At 40.1% G+C, this 22,566-nt stretch carries 21 protein-coding genes, 1 tRNA gene and 1 other annotated feature; of the genes, 15 read left to right on the forward strand and 7 right to left on the reverse strand.

The genetic code is table 11. The features are described from left to right. Positions 1–37 precede the first annotated feature (37 nt). Positions 38–3,271: an efflux RND transporter permease subunit gene (locus RIV7116_RS04040; RefSeq protein WP_015116992.1), complete on the forward strand. Its 3,234-nt coding sequence runs from the start codon at positions 38–40 to the stop codon at positions 3,269–3,271. A gap of 189 nt (positions 3,272–3,460) precedes the next feature. Here the strand turns inward: RIV7116_RS04040 and RIV7116_RS04045 are convergent, their stop codons facing one another. Both RIV7116_RS04045 and RIV7116_RS04050 read right to left on the reverse strand, forming a co-directional pair. Further along, positions 3,461–4,564 carry a glycosyltransferase family 4 protein gene (locus RIV7116_RS04045; RefSeq protein ID WP_015116993.1) on the reverse strand — a complete coding sequence of 368 codons (1,104 nt, stop codon included), beginning with the start codon at positions 4,562–4,564 and terminating at the stop codon, positions 3,461–3,463. Between the two features lie 560 nt (positions 4,565–5,124). Next, complete coding sequence (locus RIV7116_RS04050; protein WP_015116994.1) at positions 5,125–6,150, reverse strand: glycosyltransferase family 2 protein; 1,026 nt, start codon at positions 6,148–6,150, stop codon at positions 5,125–5,127. Between the two features lie 246 nt (positions 6,151–6,396). On the opposite strand from RIV7116_RS04050, the gene rplS reads away from it, so the two are divergent. From rplS to rplL, 8 genes are all read left to right on the forward strand, one after another. Then, positions 6,397–6,759: a 50S ribosomal protein L19 gene (gene rplS / locus RIV7116_RS04055; protein WP_015116995.1), complete on the forward strand. Its 363-nt coding sequence runs from the start codon at positions 6,397–6,399 to the stop codon at positions 6,757–6,759. Positions 6,760–7,035: 276 nt separating this feature from the next. Beyond that, positions 7,036–7,108: transfer RNA gene (locus RIV7116_RS04065), tRNA-Trp, on the forward strand. A 201-nt stretch (positions 7,109–7,309) separates the two neighbouring features. Further along, the gene (gene secE, locus RIV7116_RS04070) at positions 7,310–7,534 is read left to right on the forward strand and encodes a preprotein translocase subunit SecE (RefSeq protein ID WP_015116996.1); all 225 of its coding nucleotides are present in this window, start codon (positions 7,310–7,312) and stop codon (positions 7,532–7,534) included. Further along, the gene (gene nusG / locus RIV7116_RS04075) at positions 7,531–8,172 is read left to right on the forward strand and encodes a transcription termination/antitermination protein NusG (RefSeq protein WP_015116997.1); all 642 of its coding nucleotides are present in this window, start codon (positions 7,531–7,533) and stop codon (positions 8,170–8,172) included. The genes secE and nusG overlap by 4 nt, the downstream gene beginning before the upstream one ends. Positions 8,173–8,178: 6 nt before the next feature. After that, on the forward strand, positions 8,179–8,604 hold the full coding sequence (gene rplK, locus RIV7116_RS04080) for a 50S ribosomal protein L11 (RefSeq protein ID WP_015116998.1): 426 nt from the start codon (positions 8,179–8,181) through the stop codon (positions 8,602–8,604). Between the two features lie 195 nt (positions 8,605–8,799). Further along, on the forward strand, positions 8,800–9,510 hold the full coding sequence (rplA, locus tag RIV7116_RS04085; protein ID WP_015116999.1) for a 50S ribosomal protein L1: 711 nt from the start codon (positions 8,800–8,802) through the stop codon (positions 9,508–9,510). 187 nt (positions 9,511–9,697) lie between these two features. Then, positions 9,698–9,924 (forward strand) — a sequence feature (ribosomal protein L10 leader region). Positions 9,925–9,956: 32 nt separating this feature from the next. After that, the gene (gene rplJ, locus RIV7116_RS04090) at positions 9,957–10,535 is read left to right on the forward strand and encodes a 50S ribosomal protein L10 (RefSeq protein WP_015117000.1); all 579 of its coding nucleotides are present in this window, start codon (positions 9,957–9,959) and stop codon (positions 10,533–10,535) included. 92 nt (positions 10,536–10,627) lie between these two features. After that, the gene (rplL, locus tag RIV7116_RS04095) at positions 10,628–11,035 is read left to right on the forward strand and encodes a 50S ribosomal protein L7/L12 (protein WP_015117001.1); all 408 of its coding nucleotides are present in this window, start codon (positions 10,628–10,630) and stop codon (positions 11,033–11,035) included. Positions 11,036–11,194: 159 nt separating this feature from the next. On the opposite strand, the gene RIV7116_RS04100 is transcribed toward rplL, so the two are convergent. Continuing rightward, a complete protein-coding gene (locus RIV7116_RS04100; RefSeq protein ID WP_015117002.1) occupies positions 11,195–13,003 on the reverse strand; it encodes a serine/threonine-protein kinase in 1,809 nt (602 codons plus the stop codon). Between the two features lie 179 nt (positions 13,004–13,182). Here RIV7116_RS04100 and RIV7116_RS04105 point away from each other — a divergent pair, with 179 nt between their 5' ends. Together RIV7116_RS04105 and RIV7116_RS34690 are read left to right on the forward strand one after the other, a co-directional pair. After that, on the forward strand, positions 13,183–13,620 hold the full coding sequence (locus tag RIV7116_RS04105) for a helix-turn-helix domain-containing protein (RefSeq protein WP_015117003.1): 438 nt from the start codon (positions 13,183–13,185) through the stop codon (positions 13,618–13,620). A 297-nt stretch (positions 13,621–13,917) separates the two neighbouring features. Further along, entirely contained in the window at positions 13,918–14,190 is a 273-nt protein-coding gene (locus RIV7116_RS34690; protein WP_256380841.1) for a pentapeptide repeat-containing protein, read from the forward strand. A 317-nt stretch (positions 14,191–14,507) separates the two neighbouring features. Here RIV7116_RS34690 and RIV7116_RS04115 read toward each other — a convergent pair whose 3' ends face one another. Beyond that, on the reverse strand, positions 14,508–17,003 hold the full coding sequence (locus RIV7116_RS04115) for an ATP-dependent Clp protease ATP-binding subunit (RefSeq protein WP_015117004.1): 2,496 nt from the start codon (positions 17,001–17,003) through the stop codon (positions 14,508–14,510). On the opposite strand from RIV7116_RS04115, the gene RIV7116_RS35675 reads away from it, so the two are divergent. Continuing rightward, a complete protein-coding gene (locus tag RIV7116_RS35675; protein WP_157229250.1) occupies positions 16,987–17,124 on the forward strand; it encodes a hypothetical protein in 138 nt (45 codons plus the stop codon). The genes RIV7116_RS04115 and RIV7116_RS35675 overlap by 17 nt on opposite strands. Positions 17,125–17,462: 338 nt before the next feature. On the opposite strand, the gene rimI is transcribed toward RIV7116_RS35675, so the two are convergent. Beyond that, positions 17,463–18,032, reverse strand: a complete 570-nt coding sequence (gene rimI / locus RIV7116_RS04120) for a ribosomal protein S18-alanine N-acetyltransferase (RefSeq protein ID WP_015117005.1) — start codon at positions 18,030–18,032, stop codon at positions 17,463–17,465. 89 nt (positions 18,033–18,121) lie between these two features. On the opposite strand from rimI, the gene lysA reads away from it, so the two are divergent. From lysA to RIV7116_RS04135, 3 genes are all read left to right on the forward strand, one after another. Next, the gene (lysA, locus tag RIV7116_RS04125; RefSeq protein ID WP_015117006.1) at positions 18,122–19,540 is read left to right on the forward strand and encodes a diaminopimelate decarboxylase; all 1,419 of its coding nucleotides are present in this window, start codon (positions 18,122–18,124) and stop codon (positions 19,538–19,540) included. A gap of 163 nt (positions 19,541–19,703) precedes the next feature. Further along, entirely contained in the window at positions 19,704–20,624 is a 921-nt protein-coding gene (gene cdaA, locus RIV7116_RS04130; protein ID WP_015117007.1) for a diadenylate cyclase CdaA, read from the forward strand. Beyond that, positions 20,621–21,370 carry an isoprenyl transferase gene (locus RIV7116_RS04135; protein WP_015117008.1) on the forward strand — a complete coding sequence of 250 codons (750 nt, stop codon included), beginning with the start codon at positions 20,621–20,623 and terminating at the stop codon, positions 21,368–21,370. The genes cdaA and RIV7116_RS04135 overlap by 4 nt, the downstream gene beginning before the upstream one ends. 129 nt (positions 21,371–21,499) lie before the next feature. Here the strand turns inward: RIV7116_RS04135 and RIV7116_RS04140 are convergent, their stop codons facing one another. Both RIV7116_RS04140 and RIV7116_RS04145 read right to left on the reverse strand, forming a co-directional pair. After that, positions 21,500–21,772 carry a DUF3143 domain-containing protein gene (locus tag RIV7116_RS04140; protein ID WP_015117009.1) on the reverse strand — a complete coding sequence of 91 codons (273 nt, stop codon included), beginning with the start codon at positions 21,770–21,772 and terminating at the stop codon, positions 21,500–21,502. A gap of 98 nt (positions 21,773–21,870) precedes the next feature. After that, positions 21,871–22,410 carry a J domain-containing protein gene (locus tag RIV7116_RS04145; protein ID WP_015117010.1) on the reverse strand — a complete coding sequence of 180 codons (540 nt, stop codon included), beginning with the start codon at positions 22,408–22,410 and terminating at the stop codon, positions 21,871–21,873. Positions 22,411–22,566: the final 156 nt, after the last annotated feature.

The following is a 22,566-nucleotide window of genomic DNA, read 5'->3' on the forward strand; positions in this document are numbered from 1 at the left end:
TTCCCCCTCTCCCCCCTCTTCCCCCTCTCCAATTTCTATGTCTATCAGCACAATTTCCATCCGCAGACACATCGGCACTCTCATGTTAACCTTGGCAGTGATTGTTTTAGGTGTGTTTTTTATTGTTAGATTGCCAGTAGATTTACTACCATCAATTACCTATCCACGTATTGGCGTGCGGGTAGAAATCCCTGGAGTTTCTCCAGAAGTAGCGATTGACGAAGTTACTAAACCCTTAGAATCAGCTTTTGCTGCCACCGAAGGAGTCATACAGGTTTATACCCAAACTCGTGAAGGCAGAATTAGCTTAAATTTATATTTTCAACCGGGGGGAAATATCGACCAAGCCCTTAACGATACCACTGCGGCATTTAATCGGGCTAGAGGTAGACTACCAGATACTATTGAATCGCCGCGCATATTTAAGTTCGATCCTTCTCAATCACCAGTTTATGAATTCGCTTTAACTTCACCTTCAAAGCAGGGAGTTGATTTAAGAGTATTTGCAGAAGAAGAATTAGGAAGAGAGTTAGGGGTAGTAGCAGGAGTTGCGGGGGTTGATGTTTCCGGTGGAGTTGAGGAAGAAATAAGAATAAACGTCGATTTAAATAGGTTGCAGGCTTTGGGTATAGGTTTGAGTGACGTACTCGATGAATTAAGAAATCGCAATCAGGATATTTCTGGGGGAAGAATTTTAGGAGAGAATTCCGAAGCTTTGACTCGTACAGTTGGACGTTTTCAAAATGCTGAAGAAATTAGAAATCTGGCTTTTGGGGTAAATTCTCCTAACGGCGATATTTCTCAAACTATTTACCTGCGAAACTTTGCCAGAGTTATTGATGATACGGAGCGACAAAGAATTTCCGTTTTGTTAAACAAGCAGCCAGCAGTCAAAATCAGCATTCAGAAACAGCCCGATGCTAATACTATAAGTGTTGTTGATGGGGTTAAAAAACAAATTGCAGAACTTAAAAAATCCGGAATTATCCCCGAAGCAACTCTTTTGACAACAACTTTAGATGAATCGCAATTTATCCGTAATTCCATAAATAACGTGACTGCATCGGGATTAATTGGTACTTTACTAGCTGCGATCGCGGTATTACTATTTTTAGGCTCGCTCAGACAAACTTTTATTATCGTAATTGCAATTCCTTTGGCAACTTTAGCTGCAATTATTTTAATGGGGGTATTTGGTTTATCCTTAAATGTTTTTAGTTTGGGTGGTTTGGCATTAGGAGTTGGTATCGTCGTAGATAACTCCATCGTCATGCTGGAGAATATTGCCAAAGGCATGAATTTTGGGAATGGGGAATTGGGGATGGGGCATGGGGAAACAAGGATACAAGGAGATAATTTAGAATCCTTAACTCCTAACTCCTCACTATTAACTCCTAACTATTTAACTCCAATGCCCGATGCCCCATCTCCAATGCCCAATTTTTTAAAGCAAGCTGAAGAAAGCAGTCGGGAAGTTGAATCTGCTTTAATTGCTTCTACCAGTACTAACTTAGTTGTAGTATTACCGTTTTTACTAGTTGGTGGATTGATTTCGCTGCTATTTAACGAATTAATTCTTACTATCAGCTTTGCGGTAGCGGCTTCTATATTAATTGCGGTGACTGTGGTGCCGATGATGACTTCCAGGATGCTGGCATGGCGTTATTCTAGTAAGGTTAATCAACTTTGGTTTATCAAAGAATTTAATCATCGTTTTGAGGCAGCCACAAGAGCATACGGCAATTTTTTGCGTAATATAGTCCAGTTTCGGTTGCTGACTATTGTTGTAACGATTCTGTTTCTCAGCGGTAGTTGTTTGTGGATGATACCGCAAATACCCAAAGAGATTTTACCCCGGATTAATACCGGCAGGGCTATTTTATTCGCTTCTTTTCCTCCCGGTACAACTTTAGAAACTAATCAGAAAGTAATGGTTGCTGTTGACGATATTCTTCTCAAACAGCCCGAAACTGAATATGTATTTTCAACTGTCGGTGGTTTTATATTCAGCAGCACTACTATAGAAAATCCTTTAAGAAGTTCTAGCAATATTACTTTAAAATCGGGTACGGATATAGAAGCTTATGTAGAGAAAGTAAATCAAGAATTTAACAAGCTGAATTTAGCCGGAATTCGTCTGCGTCTTTTCCCCGGTAGAGTGCGGGGTTTAATTCTAAATAATTCACCAGTGCGTGGTGCCGATATCGATATTATTCTGCAAGGGGAAAACCAAGAAATTTTAGAAAAAGCTGGCGAGCAGGTACTTGAAGCTTTAGACGAACAAGTAAAATCTGCGAGATTTCGTCCCGATGCCGATAAACCGCAACCGGAAATTCAAATTCGTCCCGATTGGCTCAGAGTCGCAGCGCTACGTTTAACAACTGAAGATATTGGAGATACCATCGCTACGGCGATTCAAGGAAGTATCCCCACTCAATTGCAGCGAGGTAATCGTTTAGTAGATGTACGAGTGCAGTTGGATGAAGCATCCGTGCAAACAACTTCACAACTGGAAAGACTGCCTTTATTTGTTAATGATAATTATCAAGTGCGTTTGAGTGATGTGGCAAGTATTGTTAAAGATAAGGCACCGGGAGAAATTCAACGCATAAATCAGCGTCAAGTATTTATTATTGCCGGTAATTTGAGTGAAGGAGCAAATTTAAGTCAAGCCTTAGCTCAAGTTAATAACGTTATCGAAAATTTGGAATTACCTTCAGGGGTGCGCGTTTTACCTAGTTATAGCGCTCAATCCAATCAGCAATTACAAAATTCCCTGTGGTTGTTGGGGGGATTAGCCGTGTTTTTAGTCTTTGTAGTTATGGCAGTACAATATAATTCCCTTGTTGACCCCTTGGTTATTATGTTTACCATGCCTCTCGCTTTAGCTGGGGGTATTTTCGGTCTTTATATTACTCAAACAGCTATCGGTGCAACGGTGATAGTTGGTGCAGTTTTACTCGTAGGAATTGTAGTTAATAACGCTATTGTGATGGTGGAATTAGCAAATCAAATTCGTCAAAGCCAAAACAGCGATCGCGCGACAGCCATATTAAAAGCCGCACCGCAAAGATTGCGTCCCATATTAATGACTACAATCACCACAGTTTTGGGAATGTTTCCCTTGGCGTTGGGAATTGGTGAAGGTTCGGAATTCTTACAGCCTTTAGGCGTTGTCGTTTTTTCAGGTTTATCTTTAGCAACAGCAGTGACTTTATTTATTATTCCTTGTTTTTATATTTCCCTACACGATTTGTTTGCTGGGAAGTAATATCATTTCTGTGAGAATTGGTAATTGGTAATTGGTAATTGGTAGTAGATAATGGGCAATCAAAAATTCATTATGTTTGTTTTTATTTATTAAAATCTTGAACTATTTTTCAAAATGGGATGTTTCTAAGGGTTATAAAAAGTTCGGTTGAGAACTTACTATATAACCCCGAGCTATCACAAATTGTTATTACCTATTACCAATCCCCAGAGAGATTTGAGGATTTTTAATTTGAACTTGTGCTAACTCTTGATAAACAGCCAACGTTTCTTGATGCACTCGGTTAACATGCAAACGCTCTATATTTTGACTGGCTCTATTTTTCCAATCCTTCAAAGTAGTTGAATCATTAAGCAATTTTGCAAGGGTATCTGCTAAAGCCTGACTATCGTTTACCGGTACCAAAAGCCCAGCCTTGCCATAATCCAAAGCTTCGGGAATCCCATCAACATTAGTAGCAATAATTGCACAGCCTGCTTGACGTGCTTCAGAAATTACTAACGGGCAGGGGTCGCGCAAAGAAGCTAAAATAAAAACATCACAAGAGTTTAAATAACGTTGCGGCTGCGGTTGATAACCTTCAAAATGAATGCGATTTGCAGTATTTAACTTTTTTGCTTGTGCCTCAAAAACTTCTTTGTCCGGGCCATTTCCTACAATATAAAGATGATACTGGGGAAATAAGTCAGCAATTCTATCAAAAGCGTCAATCAAGTCAGCAATACCTTTACGTTGATACATCCCCGCCACAGTTACAATTGCTGGGTGCGGTAACTGCAAGTATTGCCCTTGCTCTTCTTCAGGCTTGCGGGGACTCCCTAAAGTTCCATTGCAGATAACCCGTAACTTTTGGGATGCCACGCCTTTGTTTGCCATACTTTGGGCAACAGCTTGGCTGACAGCAATTACCCGATCGGCTAAACCCATTAATATACTTTCGCGCTTAAATTCGTTATGTACCGTTGAAACTAAACCATAATTATTTATAACTTTTAAAAGACTCGCTAATACTATTCCTGTCATCATATGAGCATGAACGATATCTGGCTGAAAATCTGTGATAATCCTCCTATAAATCATTCCTGCTTTTAAAATATTCAACGGTGTTCTTCTTTGATTTAGGTGATAATGCTTAACGCCATATTTGCTTAACAGTATGGAATATTCTCCACCATCAGAAGCCACAGCAACATCGTGACCATTTTTAGCTTGCAAGCAAGCAATATCTACAGCAACATTGACAATGCCGTTACCTATTTCACGAACATCGTTTAAAACATGTAGGATTTTCATTAATATACAGCGAACTGGGAGTAAATATCTGAGATTATTTTAAGTGTATTTCTTTATATAGCAAATAATCATCTCAGAGATTTTACTAATACTTTAATAGTGAATATAGATACTTGTATGTTTTTTATTAAGATACAATACTGCTGGCATTCAGCAAACATCTGATTATATTGCCAAAATATTCGATTATTGAGCAAATAGAATCATACTTATGCTTAATTTTTATCCCTAGAAATGCTTTACTTCAACTTTATAAACTTAGGAAAATATATCTTTTAGCATATTTATATTTATACAAGGAAAAATCATGAATAAGCTGATATGCGATTAAACTATATAACTAAAGAGGATAAATACAAATAATCGTAGTATAGACCTCACAGACAGCTTGCGGTTTAAAAATAATCAGGTTGAGATAATTACTTAACATAGGGCTAAGGATTAAAATACTTTCTTGAATTCATTACCCATCCTTACAGATATCATAAATATTCCAGCTAAAGCGATACTAGATAGTCAAAAGCTTAATTAAAAACTGTTTCATCAATAATGATTCCCCGTCAGGAATAATTGTTGATTAAATAGTTATAAATAGCATCAAAGAAATTCAGTTTTTTTTTAACTGATTCAATCAAAACAATTTTTCGCAAATTAGGGCTGTCTAAAGTGCCACGACGCGCTAAAGCTGAAGCTAGTAGAAGCCTCCAAGCAGTTAAAGATAAAACAGAAGTATCTGCAAGCTTGAGGAAATTTTTTATCTTCTTCTGCTTGAGGGCAACTAAAGCCCAATGTAGTTTCAGGTAGCTTTTGATGTCATCAAAAGCTGGAATTTGAGAGCGGTGCTGTTCGTCAACCAAAGCATAAATCTTTTCCTTCATGGAAATATTCGTACTCAAACGTTTTTTGAGAAAGATTTTTTGGTCGTATCCTCCAGACCAAATTGTTCGATAAGCCAAGCATTCATTGATGAAGATAGCATCTCCAAACTGAGCAATGCGAATCCAAGAATCAATATCATCGCAGCCACTCAATCTAATATCCCATCCACCACTTTTTAAGAAAGCTTCGCGAGTGCAAGCAACCTGAACCGGCGTACCAAATGGTAGTCTTTCCAAAAGCATCCCGAAATGAATATCTGCTTGAGGAATATAAAAGGCTTTACCAGGACCTAAAGTTGGTGTACGTCTAACTTCGACCTCCAATTCATCCACTTGAGCCGCAACACAGGAGCAGATGACCGCATTCCCACAAAGCGCGATCGCCTTTTGCATTTCCTCAAGACAATTAGGAGCTAGATAATCGTCATCATCTAAAAATTTAATCCACTCACCTTGAGCTAACGCGATCCCAGCATTTACCGTAGCAGCATGACCGGAATTAGAATTGTTACAAGTGTAAACTAATCGCTGCTGTTGCTGTGCTGGTAGCTGTTTCCGAAAATTTTTTACATACTCACAAGTCCCATCAGAAGAACAATCATCAGCAACTATCACTTCGCACTCAAGAGTTTGATTAAGGGCAGAATTAATTGCTCGTTTGAGTAAATCTAAACGGTTATAGGTTGCAATCACAACGCTAAATTTCATACACTTAATACTCTAAATACAGCCCCACGAACTACCGAACATAAAAATAAATTCTGCTTCATACATAAAAATCTTGCAATATCTCAAATAATGATTTTAAATTAGTGGACTAAATCATCGATATTGATTTATTATTAGCGATCGTGAGATTTGAACACAACCCATAGCGATCGGCATCAAAATCGGCAGGTCGTTTCTTATCCCGAACTTTAATATCGGGCTTGCAAACAAAGTAGAGAATTTGAAATGAACGTACAGCAAATAATCCGCGATATAGAATCGGAACAACTAAAAACCGACCTACCAGTAATTTACGTGGGCGATACCGTAAGAGTTGGAGTCAAAATCAAAGAAGGCGAAAAGTTTCGCGTACAACCCTACGAAGGAGTTGTGATTTCTATGCGTAATGGTGGAATTAACGAAACTATTACAGTTCGCAAAGTGTTTCAAGGTGTTGGTGTAGAAAGAGTTTTTCTTTTACATTCCCCCCGAATCGACAATATTAAAGTAATGCGTCGCGGTAAAGTACGCCGCGCTAAACTTTACTATCTCCGCAACCGCGTCGGTAAAGCTACCCGGATTCAGCAACGCTTTGACCGTTCTTTGTAAGGTTACGAATTGTCCGCTCCCAATGAAACAGCATTTACCAAAAGCGGTGTCTTCTTATGTCCTCAGGGCAAGCTGCGAAGATAGCCAGTCAAGTTGGGGAAAAGAAATCTTTCCCCAAACTGAGCGGCATTCTAGGCTCGGAAGAAAGAAAAATCTCGATGCTAGCCCTGCCTTTTCGGCGACCGTTGGTAAATTTCCATAAAAAATGGATCTTAAATGACATAATTGAGTTAAAATAAATTAAGACTGATTTAAACAAGTCATCAAAAAGCTTGTGCGCTCTTAGTTCAGTTGGTAGAACGCAGGTCTCCAAAACCTGATGTCGGGGGTTCGAGTCCTCCAGGGCGCGCTCAAAAATAAAGTGCAGCCCGGAAGCTTTGCAGTAGTTACTGCAATGTCAGTAGTAACTGATAGTTTCGGGTTGATTTTATTTTTATAGCAGCTTTATATATCTGAATTATAAATAATGCTCAAATTTAAAGCTGTTACTATTAATGGAGGGAAACCTTCGGTGTAACAACAATGTAAGGATAGGGGAGAGGTTCATACCGTGGCCAAAAAAAACGAAGCACAAATGCAAGAATTAGATAGCGGGTTTAGTCTAGGCAACTTCTTTAAAGGAACTAGAGAAGAGTTTGAGAAAGTCGTTTGGCCAAGTCGAAAACAGCTCGTCAGTGAATCCGCAGCCGTGCTGTTGATGGTATCCCTTTCCGCTACAGTAATATTTTTTGTAGATAAATTCTTTGCTTGGGCAGCAACAGTGATATTCAAATGAATTCTGCAACAGACGAAGATCGTAATTCGCCGTTGCAGTCAGAGGAAACAGATGCACCATCAAATAATGGCGTTAAGTCATCTCGTTGGTATGCAGTACAAGTAGCCTCTGGCTGCGAGAAGCGTGTAAAAACAAACTTGGAGCAGCGTATTCAAACTTTTGATGTCGCTGATAAAATTATCCAAGTAGAAATTCCGCACACGCCAACAGTCAAGATTCGTAAAGATGGCAGTCGCTACAGTACAGAAGAAAAGGTATTTCCTGGCTATGTACTGGTAAAAATGCAAATGGAAGATGATATATGGCAGGTAGTGCGAAACACTCCCCATGTAATCAACTTCGTAGGCGCAGAACAAAAGCGAGGTACTGGTAGAGGTCGCGGTCATGTGAAACCGCTGCCACTTTCTCATAGTGAAGTAGAAAGAATCTTTAAGCAAGCTACCGAACAACAGGAAGTAGTCAAGGTTGACATGGCTACTGGTGATAAGATAGTCGTGCTTTCAGGTCCATTTAAAGATTTTGAAGGTGAAGTTATCGAAGTCAGTCCGGAAAGAAGCAAGCTTAAAGCATCGCTTTCGATTTTCGGAAGAGAAACGCCAGTAGAATTGGAATTTAATCAAGTAGAGAAACAAAGCTAGTAAGCAATGGCGAAGAAAGTAACAGCGATTATTAAACTGGCTCTGCAAGCAGGGAAAGCTAACCCAGCACCGCCAGTGGGACCTGCTTTAGGTCAGCACGGTGTTAACATCATGATGTTCTGTAAGGAGTACAACGCCAAAACAGCCGATAAAGCTGGAATGGTGATTCCTGTCGAAATTTCGGTTTTTGAAGACCGGAGTTTTACATTTATCTTAAAAACTCCTCCTGCGTCGGTGTTAATTACTAAAGCAGCCAAAATTGACAAAGGTTCGGCCGAACCACAAAAAGTTAAAGTTGGTTCCATAACAAAAGACCAATTGCGAGAAATCGCTGAAACAAAAATGCCCGATTTGAACGCCAACGATATTGAAGCGGCGATGAAAATTATTGCGGGTACCGCTCGCAATATGGGTGTGACGGTAAGTGACTAATTCAGTTATGAGTTATGAGTTAGGAGTTATGAGTTATCAATTAACAACTAACAACTATCACGGATTAAATGGATTTCACTGATTTCACTGATTGAGCGATCGCTAACTAATAGCAACTAACCACTAACCGCTAACAACTAATAGAAATTTATTGGGGGAGAGAATGAATCTCGCTAATTACCCCTGGAGTAAAAAATGGCAAAAAATAAATTATCGCGTCGCATGAAGACGCTGCTTGAGAAAGTCGAAGATAAAGACTACGAACCGATAGAAGCATTGAGTTTGCTCAAGGAGACAGCAACAGCAAAATTTCCCGAAGCTGCTGAAGCGCATATTCGTTTGGGAATCGATCCCAAGTATACAGACCAGCAGTTGCGGACAACGGTAGTACTGCCAAAAGGAACCGGACAAACTATTAGAGTGGCAGTAATTGCACGGGGTGAGAAAGTTGCAGAAGCGACAAATGCCGGTGCTGATGTAGTAGGTTCGGAAGAATTAATTACCGAAATTCAGCAAGGAAGAATGGATTTCGACAAGTTGATTGCGACTCCCGACGTAATGCCACAGGTAGCAAAACTTGGTAAATTATTAGGTCCTCGTGGTTTGATGCCGTCTCCTAAAGGTGGAACCGTAACAACCGACTTAGCCGCAGCAATTGAAGAATTTAAAGCTGGTAAATTAGAATTCCGAGCCGACCGTACTGGCATTGTTCATGTTATGTTTGGTAAGGTTTCTTTCACTCCAGAAGATTTATTAGTAAATTTGAAGGCGTTACAGGAAAGCATTGACCGTAACCGTCCTTCGGGAGCAAAAGGTCGCTACTGGCGTACTGTTTACGTATCCGCCACGATGGGGCCATCAATTCGGGTTGATACCAACGCTTTACGCGATATTAAGATGGCTTAAGCCATTTAACAGCAACTCGAAAAAATAATAGTTGACTTTAACTCATTTTGAGTTATGATTTGTGAGTTATGAATTTTAGTGAAGTGGTGAATTTAATTTGCTGCTACACAATTAAAGTCCGGCGAGTCGGACTAACTAGGATAGGAATTTATTTTAATTCCAGAATAATCCTTTAATTCTTAACTCTTAACTGAATAATTAACAGCCAGAGACAGCAGGTGTTTTAATAAAAGCTTAATTTCCTGCCTAGGTTTACTCATCATTTGCTTTGCTTTTTCACCTCCAGTAGTGAGATGACAGACGGCAAAAGAGATTTATTTGTAAAAGCGTAGAGAAACGTTTTTGTAGATATCAAAACCTAGATAAATCTTGGATAAACCCTGGCTTTTACAGTCAGGGTTTTGTTGTTTTAAAGGTCGATAAAAACGGAAAGGAGGTGATATGAGATGGGTAGAACCCTAGCGAATAAAAAAGAGATAGTCGCCGATCTCAAAGAACTTTTAAATAAATCTTCCTTAGCGATAGTAATTGACTATGAAGGTTTAAGCGTATCGCAAATTACCGATTTGCGTAATAAAATGCGTCCTACTGGTACGGTTTGTAAAAGAACCAAAAATACCTTGATGCGTATTGCTGTTGAGGAAGATACTCAATGGCAGCCAATGACGCAGTATCTTCAGGATTCTTCTGTCTTCTTGCTGGTTGAAGAAGAATTAAAAGACGCTATTAAGGCTTACGAAGATTTCCAGAAAGCCACCAAGAAAACAAAAATCCGTGGTGGAGTGCTTGAAGGGCAGGCATTAACTGTAGATGAAGTTAAAGCACTTAAGGAATTGCCTTCCAAGCAAGAGCTTATGGCTCGCATTGCTGGTGGTATAAATGCAGTTGCCACCAGATTGGCAGTAGGAGTCAACCAAGTACCTACAAAATTGGCAACTGGTATCAACGAAGTACCAAATTCTTTGGCACGCGCTCTTCAAGCAGTATCCCAGAAAGAAGATGGTGGAGATTCTGGGGATTCCTAGAATTTTGGGTTTGTAGTAAAGGCTGAAGCCCTGACTACGAATCGAAATAAGAAAATAACAATTACAACAACAGTAACAACAGGAGTAGAATTATGTCTGCAAAAACTGATGAAATCATGGAAAGCTTGAAGACTTTGAGCTTGCTTGAAGCTTCCGAATTGGTTAAGCAAATTGAAGAAGTATTTCAGGTAGATGCTTCCGCTTCTGGTGGTGGTGGCATGGTGATGATGCCTGGAATGATGCCTGGAGCCGCTGGTGGTGCTGCTGCTGAGCCTGAAGAAGAGAAGACTGAATTTGACGTAGTACTTGAAGACGTACCTGCTGATAAGAAGATTGCGATTCTTAAGGTTGTACGCGGTATCACCGGTTTAGGTTTGAAAGAAGCAAAAGAAATGGTAGAATCTGCGCCTAAAGCAATCAAAGAAGCTATGGCTAAAGAAGCCGCTGAAGATGCTAAGAAGCAGCTTGAAGAAGCTGGTGCAAAAGTATCTGTTAAATAATATTAACTGGATATTGTCTGGTTCCCAGTCTCTGGCTGGGAAACCATATCTCAGGGCTGCTGCCTACACTATAGAAAGAAGGCAGAGCCTTTTTAAATGCATTACAAGGTAGAACCTTGTAACGAGATTTCGTGAAATTCTTCCCATTTCCAATTCACATTAATGTAAATCCGCATCCCAAACGGCAATGTAAACTCTACCTTCGTTATTGCGTTGTATTGTTCCTTTTAAATTTCGGGTTTGAAAAGAATATTTATTAGCTTGGCGCTGATACACTCGCTGCAATCCTTGTTGAATGTCGCCATTCATATTACCTTTTAACATTCCTTGTAAAGTGTTTTGCATTGCCTTTGCTCCTACAGATTGAGCTAAGCTAGCTTCTGTTTGTCGTAGTTTTCCAGATTGTCGGTCAAATAATAAACCTAAGTCTACTTGATTTGGCTGTAGTTTATAAAGATAGGCTCTGGTATTCCATAAACCTCGGGAAACTTTTGTTGGTTTCCCTAAAGTTGCTTTGACGTTGCTTTCGGAGCTACCTGTAGGAAATACGGGAAAACTAACGTTTGCAGGATTATTATTCTCTGGTTTTTCAGCTTTTGGTGGTGTGGAAGCTATGGGAGTAGGTGTAGCAGTTGGGATAGGGGTAGGAGTAGAAAATATTTGCGGTTGGGGTTGTGGTGTAAATATAGGTTTCGGTTGTGTATTTTCAGGTATGGGTTCTGGTGTAGGTTGGATAATTTGTTCTGGCTGCGGTTGTGGTGGAGCAATTTGTGGTTGTGGTGGAGGTTGAATTTCTGGGGTTGCGGTTGGTTGGATTTTGCCCAAAGTTGGCTTGGGAGAAGGAATTACACTATTATCATTATCAATAGGTGGTGGGGGAGTTTGAGAAATTACAATTTCTTCTTCTGGTTGCTGGTTATTGAAATTAGCGATCGCTATTCCTCCAATTAATCCAGCGCCAAGTAAACCACCGAAAATTAAACCGGGTTTTAACCAATTTGGGGAAGTTGAAGAATTTGAATTTGAATTTGAATTTGAATTTATATGTTTTTGGGGAATTCCTACTGCGGGAGATACTGCAACTGTTTTTTGAGTGTTTTGAGTATTTAGAGTATTTGATATAGGTTGAGTAGCATTAGTTTGTGTATTTGACTGCAAAGCATAAAGCATTTTGCTTGCCGTGCTGTAGCGACTATCGATATTAGAATTAATTGCTTTGTTAATTACTGTTTTTAAAGAAGTAGAAATTTCTTGAGCGTAAATTTCCCATAAGATTTTACCAGTTTGGGGATTAGTTTCTAATTCTTGCGGATGTTTCCCAGTTAATAAGTAAATTGCCGTTAAGCCTAAACTGTAAATATCCGTAGCGAAAACCGCACGCCCTATTGCCTGTTCGATTGGCATATATCCTGGAGTTCCAATCACCATCGATTGCGTGGGATTTCCCGAAGAATTGATTGCAGTACGAATGGTTTCTTTTACCGCACCAAAGTCAATTAAAACAGGTTTTTTATTAGAACTACGCAGGATTATATTATCGGGTTTGATATCGCGGTGAATTATTCCTTTTGAATGGACGTATTCTAAAACCGGTAGCAAACTGAGTAAAATTTCTCTCACAGCTTGTTCGTTCAAACATCCTTGATTTTCAACAATATCCGTTAAAGTTTTTCCTTGAATCCACTCTTGAACTAAATAAAATAAACCGTCTTCCGAAAAATAGGCAAAAAGATTGGGAATTTGCTCGCTACCTTCACCGAGAAATTCTAAAGTTGCTGCCTCTCGTTCAAATTTTTGCTGAATCTTTTGATAGGTTTTTGGTTCGTCTGCTAATGGTTTGAGTTGCTTAATAACGCAACGTCGGCGAGAAGGAAGATGAGTATCTTCAGCTAAAAAGGTTTCGCCAAACCCACCAGCACCTAACACCTGGATAACTTGATAACGATTATTCAGTAACTTTGTTGTCATGCTGCTTTAAAACGAGTGAACAGTATTTCAATCGATGACGCGAGCCAATATTTAATTTATCTCAAATCTGCTGACGTTGTTGGCAGTCGAATTTATCCCTCTAACCGTTTTTGATTATTCTTTGGAGAAAGGAAATACTGTATATTGTTATTTAGCTAAAAAACCCTAGTGATAGAGTTATGGTTGGAACAACCCAAGCGGCTCAACTGCTGAAGATTTGTGCTCAACGAGTCAGACAGTTGCTTTATGAAGGGAGAATTGTCGGAGCAAAAAAAGTTGGTAGATTCTGGCAGATTCCTTTATTTAAGGGGATGCCTAAAGTAAAAGTTGGTAAACGAGGTCCTAAAGGAACTTGGCGAAAGAGATTAAGCTCGATACCAACTCTGATTCACGTAAATTCTCACAAGATAAGAAGTAATAGTAATAATGGGACTAATGAACCTGTAATTGTTGTTAGATCGGGTTCGCGAAAGATTGAGGCTCATCACGTGAAAATAAATGGGAGTTGTGAAGTGATTTACAGTCGCGATCGCCCTCTTGATTGTGGAGCTAAGGTTTTGATTCAAGTTGATTCGGATGTGGTAGTCAAACCTTGTGTTTTTGCTGATATGAGCTAGCTTAAATTACAAAAAATACTTTTATTCAATCTAAATTTTGAAATTATCAGCTTAATACAGTTCAATAATTATAGCTATTTGGCAATAAATAAATTGTAAGAAAGTATTGAGAAACTCTTTTAGCACGAGCTTCTTTGAGCATATATCCCGTTTTTATTTTCTGATTATTATTTACTCAGGGAAAATTAAAATCGTTTTTATCGACTTGAGTTAGGTATGATTCAATATCTTTTGTTAGAGAATTGAATCAAAGGTCATTATCAACCTACCTGGGACTGCAAGTCCCAGTCTAATAGCATAAGTCCATTAAAATGGACTAATTTATCTTTTTCTATTTTGGTAAAAACCAATTTTAGATTAGCTAATTTACAAGGAGCGTTGCTGCAAGAAACAGCTTTAGTTGATGTGATTTTTGAAGAAGCTAACTTTACAAACGCCGAACTTGCTATGTGTTCTATTGTAGGAAGCAATTTTAGAGGAGCAATCTTTGATAATACCTCCTGCATCGAATGCCTATGTCGGGATACTATCTGGTGTGATGGAAAAATCATTGATGATTCCACAATTTAAAAGTCATAATACGATCCAAAATTGCCTCAAGTATTTTTAAGACAGGCGGAGCCTCCTTTCACTGTATTCCTTCCCAGAGAAAAGGAACAAGATATTCGTTGCTCCTAAAAAGACATACCCTAAAATTATCAATATCTCTCTCCACCTCTTTTCTTTGCGCTCTTTGCGTCCTCTGCGGTTTATAAAAATCAACAATTTGAATCTTTGATAGTAATGCAGTACTACTGTAGATTCAAAACAAAAAAACGGTAGAGAAACTTAATTCCCTACCGTTTAATAATTCTCAAAATTCTAGATAACTACTACCTAAAACTTAATTATCCTTCAACAGCTTGAGGCAAAGCATCATCTTGTCCGCTGTCGCTTTCTTCCTCAGTCTTTTGAGAATGAACGAGGATATTTCCACCTTCATCCACGTCAACAATGGCTGTATCACCTTCACCGATGCGTCCGGAAAGTATTTCTTCGGCCAGACTATCCTCTAACAAGCGCATAATTGCCCTACGTAAAGGTCTTGCACCGTAACTCGGGTTATAACCTTCTTGCAGCAATCGCTCTTTGAAGCGATCGCTTACTTCTAGTTTGATACCTTTCTCGGTGAGTCGTCCGAATACTTCCTTGAGCATGATATCGGCAATCAACATTACCTCTTCACGGTTCAACTGACGGAAGACGATAATTTCATCCAGACGGTTGAGGAATTCAGGACGGAAGTACTGCTTGAGTTCTTCGTTAACCAAAGACTTAATGCGGTTGTACTGAGACTCGCTAGCATCTTCGGCAAACTCGAAACCGATTCCGCCGCCACCTTTTTCAATTACCTTAGAACCGATATTAGAAGTTAATATCAGCAAAGTATTTTTGAAATCTACAGTACGTCCCTTAGCATCAGTTAATCTACCGTCTTCAAGAATTTGAAGCAGCATATTAAATACATCGGGGTGCGCTTTTTCGATTTCGTCGAATAGCACTACCGTATAAGGTCTGCGTCTGACAGCTTCAGTTAGCTGACCGCCTTCGTTGTATCCAACATAACCAGGAGGCGAACCAATCAGCTTGCTGACGGTGTGACGCTCCATAAATTCGGACATATCGAGACGAATCATTGCTTCTTCCGAACCGAAGAAGTAAGATGCCAATGATTTAGCTAATTCAGTTTTACCTACACCAGTAGGACCGGAGAAGACAAAGCTAGCAATTGGTCGGTTGGGATTCTTCAAACCAACGCGAGCGCGACGAATAGCACGGGAAACTGCTTTTACAGCATCTTCTTGACCAATCAAACGCTGGTGCAAGGTGTCTTCCATATGCAGCAATTTCTCGGATTCGGATTCGGTGAGTTTGTTCACCGGAACGCCAGTCCAAGAAGCTACGATATGGGCAATATCTTCCTCTGTAACTACAGGTTCTTCACCATTAGCACCAGAAGTACCGGCTTTGCTTTGAGCAATAGCGCGAATTTCTGCTTTGATTTCCATCTCGCGATCGCGAAGTTCGCCAGCTTTGTCAAAGTCTTGGGAACGTACTGCATCATCCTTCTCTTTGAGGATTTTACGCAGTTCCTTGTCTAACTCTTTGGCTGCGGGTGGCAGCTGAGAGTTAATCAAACGTACCCGAGAACCAGCTTCGTCAATTAAATCAATTGCTTTATCTGGAAGGTAGCGATCGCTAATATATCGGTCGGATAATTTAGCCGCCGCTAACACCGCTTCATCAGAAATTTTTAATTTATGATGTTGTTCGTAACGGTCGCGTAAACCGTATAAAATTTCAATAGTTTCATCTACTGAAGGTTCACCTACCATAACTGGTTGGAAACGACGCTCAAGGGCGGCATCTCGTTCGATGTGCTTGCGGTATTCATCGAGCGTTGTTGCGCCGATACACTGCAATTCACCACGAGCTAAAGCAGGTTTTAGTATATTAGCTGCATCAATAGCGCCTTCTGCCGCACCAGCACCGATTAAGGTGTGTACTTCATCAATTACTAAAATTACATTTCCCGCCTGACGGATTTCATCCATAATCTTTTTCAGGCGTTCTTCAAATTCACCCCGATACTTGGTACCTGCAACAAGCAAACCAATATCAAGAGTTACTACACGTTTTTCTTCTAAGATGTCAGGAACATCTTTGTTTCCAATACGCTGTGCCAGTCCTTCAGCAATAGCTGTTTTACCAACACCAGGTTCACCAATTAATACAGGGTTATTTTTTGTACGACGACCCAAAATTTGGATTACTCGCTCAATCTCCTTAGCACGTCCAACCACGGGGTCAAGCTTGCCATCTAATGCCATTTGGGTCAAATTAGAACCAAATTCATCCAGAGTCGGAGTTTTATTGCGTCCAGATTGACCGGTAGCCGTAACTTCAGCGGTTTCACCAAGCATACGAATAACTTGGGTTCTGACTTTAGATAAGTCAACACCAAGATTTTCGAGTACTCTTGCTGCTACGCCTTCTCCTTCGCGGATTAAGCCCAACAGCAAATGCTCGGTACCAATATAATTGTGTCCTAACTGGCGAGCTTCTTCTAAAGATAGTTCCAGAACTCGCTTTGCCCGTGGGGTAAACGGAATTTCCACGGCAACAAAGCCCGAGCCTCGACCTATAATTTTTTCGACCTCGATTCTGGCATCTTTAAGGTTAACGCCCATTGATTTGAGCACCTTAGCCGCCACGCCAGTTCCCTCGCCAATCAGACCTAAAAGAATCTGTTCGGTGCCAACAAAATTATGCCCAAGACGGCGAGCCTCTTCTTGAGCAAGCATTATTACCTTGATGGCTTTTTCTGTGAAGCGTTCAAACATAAGGCATTATTCCCATCGCCTGCGTCGTGCCGGTACGCTGATTTTAGCACAGGCAAATTCTATGGGTGCCGCCAGAAACTTGTTAGACATCCAAATATCAGGAACCCACTTCCGAGATTGAAGTTACATATTATTTGCTACTTTTTTGTAGTCACTGTACTGAGGAGCTTAATTGAGTATGCTATTTATCTTGACTACGACCCGCACACACTTAGATTGACACTTTTACGCTCATATTTTCCAATCATCACTATTATCATTTTTATGCATTTTCGTCAAGAAGATTATGAACTTTATAAAAATTCTTTATAGTTAGATAAAATATTATTTAATTATTAAGACTTATGAGTTTTAAGCATATTTTAAGGGGATTGGGAATTGGGCATGGGGGATTGGGCATTGGGAATTGGGAATTGGGGATTGGTAATTGGTAATTGGTAGTTGGTTAATCCCTGCTTATTACTCGCTACTGGTTGCTGAATACTGTTCTCGTTTCCAGCCAGATTTGTTTAAGCCTTGGTTAACAAAAGTTTCCCAGTTGGCTAAAGTTTGGGCAAATTCTGGTTTATGTATACCGCTAAGCCAAAGAATTAAAGCATCTTCGCCATTATCTTTGTAATAACGTCTTCTTCTCCCCGCTGTTTTGAAGCCAAATTTTTCGTATAAAGAAATTGCACTTTGATTAGAAGCTCTTACTTCTAAGGTTGCTCTTTCCAAATTGCGATCGCGAGCGGTGTTGAGGAGAGAGTAAAGTAAAGCGGCACCCATACCTTGACGATGATATTGAGGATCTATTGCCAAAATAGTAATGTGGGCTTCTTCTAATATTGACCAAAAACAGCCCATACCTAACAGCCTTTCGCCGGTTTTCTGAGAAAATAAACCTTGTATCTCGCTGTTTGGGCTATCAAGTTCTCTTTGATAAGCTTCTTTAGACCATAAGCCGTTAAAGCAGGTTTTATCTAGCTCCACTATCAAAGATAGATGTTCTTGTGACAGAGATTTAATTTTTAGCTCAAATAAGTTCACTTTTATTGGTTATGGTACATCGCCCTTTGTACACTGGGTAACGGGAGACAAATGTCGCCCTAAGGTAAACGTAAATAACTTGTATCGTTATGGTATCGACTCACCCGGCTGGGATTCAAGCCAATGGCAGTAAATATATACTATCGAGCAATCAAAGGGAAGGCATTTCGCCAAATCAATCACTTCTACCTTTGAGTGCAAAAGTTAATCAAAATGACAATTTAGAAGTGGGGGGTTGTGACGTAACGACGCTGGTAAAGCAGTTTGGCTCTCCGCTATATATTCTAGACGAAGAAAGCTTGCGAACTGCTTGCTGTCAGTATCGCGATAGTTTTAAGCAGTACTATAAAGGCGAATCCCAAGTATTATACGCTTCTAAAGCCTGGAATTGTTTGGCTGTATGCGCGATTGTAGCATCTGAAGGTTTGGGAATAGATGTAGCTTCTGGTGGCGAATTGTATACTGCGATTACAGCTGGTGCGGATGCCGATAAGATTTATCTTCATAGCAATAACAAGTCTCGGGATGAATTGATTTTTGCTGTGGAATCCGGCTGCACAATTGTTGTAGATAACTGGTACGAACTAAATACTTTGGTAGAACTAGCTCAAGAAAATAGTTTTTCGAGTTATGCACCGTACCGAATTATGCTACGCCTAACTCCTGGAATTGATTGTCATACCCACGATTACATCCGCACGGGACAATTAGATAGTAAATTTGGTTTCGATCCTAACGCCCTTGATGATGTATTTGCTTTTGCGATCAAAAATCAAGCTTCGCTTAATTGTGTTGGAGTACACGCTCATATTGGTTCGCAAATTTTTGAGCGTCAACCCCATCAAGACTTAGCTGCTCTGATGGTAGAATGGTTGAAAAAAGCTGCTACTTATGGTATAGAAATTACGGAATTAAACGTTGGTGGTGGTTTAGGAATCAGATATATTGAATCCGATGACCCACCGAGTATAGAAGAGTGGGTAAAGCCAATTTGCGAAGTAGTTGAAAAAGCTTGTGGAGAGGCGAATATTTCCTTACCAAAAATATTATGCGAACCGGGACGTTCTTTGATTGGTACAACCTGCGTTACTGCATATAGTGTTGGTGCATCGAAAGAAATTCCCGGAATACGTAAATACATTGCCGTAGATGGAGGAATGTCGGACAACCCGCGTCCAATAACTTACGAGTCAATTTATCGAGCAGTGGTAGCGAATAAAATGTCGGCACCACTAACCGAACAAGTCACGATTGCTGGTAAACATTGCGAATCGGGAGATATTCTAATTAAAGATGCCCAACTTCCTTCAACTTCGGAGGGAGATATTCTCGTAGTAATGGGAACGGGTGCGTATAATTACAGTATGTCATCCAATTACAACCGTTTGCCTCGACCGGCAGCAGTTTTAGTTGGTAATGGTGAAGCAAGTTTAATCCTGCAACGCGAGTCATATCAAGATTTGATTCGTCAGGATTGCTTACCAGAAAGACTGAAGAAAAATGAGTAATTAAGTATAATGTCGGCAAAGTAGTATGTTGCATGAAGACTAAAAAAATCAAGTTTATGCTCCATACTTCATGCTACTATGCTGGGAAGTTGCCCATAAGGCATCTATATTATTTAAAATTTGAGCAATATATCCTTCAAACAAAGCGCGTAATCCAGATGTCATGGGGAATTTATGGAAACAATGGCTGGCAAACCTGGGATGGTCGCAGCCCTTGTTAAAGACTCTGGATATCATGTTAGTGCTAGGGCTGACTTACATGATGCTAGTAATAATCAGCGAACGTCGCACTCTATGGATGGTGCGGGGTTTTATTCTATTGATGCTAGCTTCTGCTGTTAGTGGCTTCTTGCAGCTACAACTATTAAATTTTGTTTTACAAAGCCTGGTGTATGGTTGTGCTGTAGCGATGGCGATAACTCTTCAGTCAGAGTTCCGCCGTTTTCTAGAACAATTAGGGCGTGGTGAATTTCGGCAGTTGTTCCAGACTTCGAGTTTAGCGGTGCCGAAATCCTATAGTGTAATTGATGAAATTGTTGATGCGGTTAGAGAACTCTCAAAAAACCGGATTGGTGCTTTGGTGATTATCGAAACCACGGGTCCAATTGACGAGCGTGATTTTTCCGTACCGGGAGTTAAGTTGAATGCTGAAGTTTCCAAGGAACTACTGCAAACAATTTTTCAGCCAAAAACTCTTTTGCATGATGGTGCAACATTGATACGTGGTTCTCGGATTGTATCTTCGGGTATAATTTTACCGCTTTCGGGACGTACTGCTTCCCGTCAGTTGGGAACGCGCCATCGAGCAGCTATGGGAATTACTGAGCGTGTGGAAAATTGTATTTGCGTCGTTGTGTCGGAAGAAACAGGTTCTATTTCTCTTGCGGAAAGGGGAACTTTAAATAGACCATTAACAATCACGAAGTTGAGAGATTCCTTAGAGACTTTATTTTCTCCTACAGTGGATCGCGAGGCTGTAGCCCCTGGTTTGCTTAGTTTGGGTCGTCAAATTCGTGGTAAATCTATGGCATTAATTTCACGTTTACTCGGTTTACCATCGACCGCTTCTCGGGATAAAAAATGACAGCACAATCAACAAATCTAGAATATTTGCCAAGCGATTTAGAGAGGGAGCTATTACCGCATCACGTTGCGGTAATCATGGATGGCAATGGTCGATGGGCTAAACGTAGGGGTTTGCCTCGGATTATGGGGCACAAGCGGGGAACTGATATTCTCAAGGATTTACTTCGTTGCTGTAAAGATTGGGGAATAAAAGTTTTAACAGTCTATGCTTTTTCTACTGAAAACTGGGGTAGACCGCAAGAAGAAGTTGATTTTTTGATGACTTTGTTCCAGCGAGTTTTACGTCAAGAACTCCGGGAGATGTTAAAAGAGAACGTCAGAATTGGTTTTGTTGGAAATTTAAAAGCTTTGCCAAGTGCTTTGCAAGCAGAAATTGGTCGTTCGATGAAAGAAACCAAAGACAATCGCGGCATTGATTTTAATGTTGCCACTAACTATGGTGGCAGACAAGAAATTATTCAAGCTTGTCAGGCGATCGCCGAAAAGGTAGATAAGGGATTAATACAGCCCCACGAAATTGATGAAGCGACATTTGAACATCATCTTTATACTGCAAGACACTGCGACCCGGATTTAATTATTCGCACCAGTGGAGAAATGCGCTTGAGCAATTTTCTCTTGTGGCAAGCAGCTTATTCAGAAATATATTTCACCGATACATTGTGGCCAGATTTCGACCGCAGCGAATTTCGCAAAGCATTATTAGCCTATCAGCAAAGAGATAGAAGGTTTGGGAAAGTTTAATTAATTGGGAATTGGTGAAACACTGCGTTGCGGAGGTTCCCTCCGTTATAGCAAGTGTTGAACCCGAAGGGTAATTGCATTTCTTCTCCCTCACTCCCTCACTCTCTCACTCCCTCACTCCCTCACTCCCTATGGTCCGCAGAAAACTGCTTCTTCTACATCTTTACGACTTAAAGAATATTTAAATGAGCGCTGGATGTCTTCTTCATTTTCTCCGGCATTTAGATATCTCACGGTGATTTCTTCAATATCAAGCCAGATTTCGGCTTCCCAAGCAGGTCGCTGTATTCGCCATAAATGCAAACATTTTGGGTCTTGCTGACAGCCAAGATTTTCTAGCCATTGCTCAATTTGAGGAAGGGGATGATTGTATAGCGGAGTTTCTGAATTTAGAAGATACATAAAGTTTAGTTGTTAGTTATTAGTTGTTAGTTGTTAGTTGTTAGTTGTTAATCTTCTTATCCCATGCCCAATGCCCCATCCCCCATGCCCGACTCTAGTTAATTATTAAATCTATTTACAATATTTGATTGATTTGAATTCATTACCTGTCGTTGTAATATAATATCTGGCTGTCCTATATTTGTTTGAAAAGCAGCTTCACCCCTAGTTAAACCTACAGCTATTACTAGCAATAAGCATCCTAAAAAAGTTAACCCCAGGATAAACAAGGCGAAAATCTCACCAGCTGAAAGGGGGCGATCGGTAGGATCGAGGTAAGCGGATCTAGATGTATAACGGTTACGATTTACCGGACGATTTAAGTCGGAGGGTGGTTGAATAACTCCAAACCGAGAATAACCGATTTTAAGGTCGTAAGTTAAACGTTTTTGGGGATTGCTCAGTGTTGCATATGCTTCATTAAGTTTTTGGAATTTCACGGTAGCAAGTCCAGTGGGTAAATCTGTAGTATCGGGATGATAGCATTTGCTAAGTTCTCGATAAGCACGGCGGATTTCGATTGCTGAAGCTGCTGGATGCAGACCTAACAAGGAATAGTAGGTCGAAGTGCGGCTTAGTTTTGTCCCATCTTGGTTCACGGCTGTGTTCGTTACCTTGCAAACAGTTTTTCCTAATATTTTAAAACTATCTTTTTATCGCAAGGTATGGAAATCTTAAATCCATAAATATTTGTAAATTCAATTGGATACTCTACGAAGGTTAAAATAACGCTACAGAGCTATTTTATTGGCATA

The organism is Rivularia sp. PCC 7116 (genome assembly GCF_000316665.1).
Taxonomy (GTDB): domain Bacteria; phylum Cyanobacteriota; class Cyanobacteriia; order Cyanobacteriales; family Nostocaceae; genus Rivularia.

What these genes read in the sequence shown, in the direction of transcription:
- RIV7116_RS04040 (WP_015116992.1), top strand. Translation starts at nt 38, where the DNA reads ATGTCTATCAGCACAATTTCCATCCGCAGACACATCGGCACTCTCATG.
- RIV7116_RS04045 (WP_015116993.1), bottom strand. Translation starts at nt 4,564, where the DNA reads ATGAAAATCCTACATGTTTTAAACGATGTTCGTGAAATAGGTAACGGC.
- RIV7116_RS04050 (WP_015116994.1), bottom strand. Translation starts at nt 6,150, where the DNA reads ATGAAATTTAGCGTTGTGATTGCAACCTATAACCGTTTAGATTTACTC.
- rplS (WP_015116995.1), top strand. Translation starts at nt 6,397, where the DNA reads ATGAACGTACAGCAAATAATCCGCGATATAGAATCGGAACAACTAAAA.
- nusG (WP_015116997.1), top strand. Translation starts at nt 7,531, where the DNA reads ATGAATTCTGCAACAGACGAAGATCGTAATTCGCCGTTGCAGTCAGAG.
- rplK (WP_015116998.1), top strand. Translation starts at nt 8,179, where the DNA reads ATGGCGAAGAAAGTAACAGCGATTATTAAACTGGCTCTGCAAGCAGGG.
- rplA (WP_015116999.1), top strand. Translation starts at nt 8,800, where the DNA reads ATGGCAAAAAATAAATTATCGCGTCGCATGAAGACGCTGCTTGAGAAA.
- rplJ (WP_015117000.1), top strand. Translation starts at nt 9,957, where the DNA reads ATGGGTAGAACCCTAGCGAATAAAAAAGAGATAGTCGCCGATCTCAAA.
- rplL (WP_015117001.1), top strand. Translation starts at nt 10,628, where the DNA reads ATGTCTGCAAAAACTGATGAAATCATGGAAAGCTTGAAGACTTTGAGC.
- RIV7116_RS04100 (WP_015117002.1), bottom strand. Translation starts at nt 13,003, where the DNA reads ATGACAACAAAGTTACTGAATAATCGTTATCAAGTTATCCAGGTGTTA.
- RIV7116_RS04105 (WP_015117003.1), top strand. Translation starts at nt 13,183, where the DNA reads ATGGTTGGAACAACCCAAGCGGCTCAACTGCTGAAGATTTGTGCTCAA.
- RIV7116_RS04115 (WP_015117004.1), bottom strand. Translation starts at nt 17,003, where the DNA reads ATGTTTGAACGCTTCACAGAAAAAGCCATCAAGGTAATAATGCTTGCT.
- lysA (WP_015117006.1), top strand. Translation starts at nt 18,122, where the DNA reads ATGGTATCGACTCACCCGGCTGGGATTCAAGCCAATGGCAGTAAATAT.
- cdaA (WP_015117007.1), top strand. Translation starts at nt 19,704, where the DNA reads ATGGGGAATTTATGGAAACAATGGCTGGCAAACCTGGGATGGTCGCAG.
- RIV7116_RS04135 (WP_015117008.1), top strand. Translation starts at nt 20,621, where the DNA reads ATGACAGCACAATCAACAAATCTAGAATATTTGCCAAGCGATTTAGAG.
- RIV7116_RS04140 (WP_015117009.1), bottom strand. Translation starts at nt 21,772, where the DNA reads ATGTATCTTCTAAATTCAGAAACTCCGCTATACAATCATCCCCTTCCT.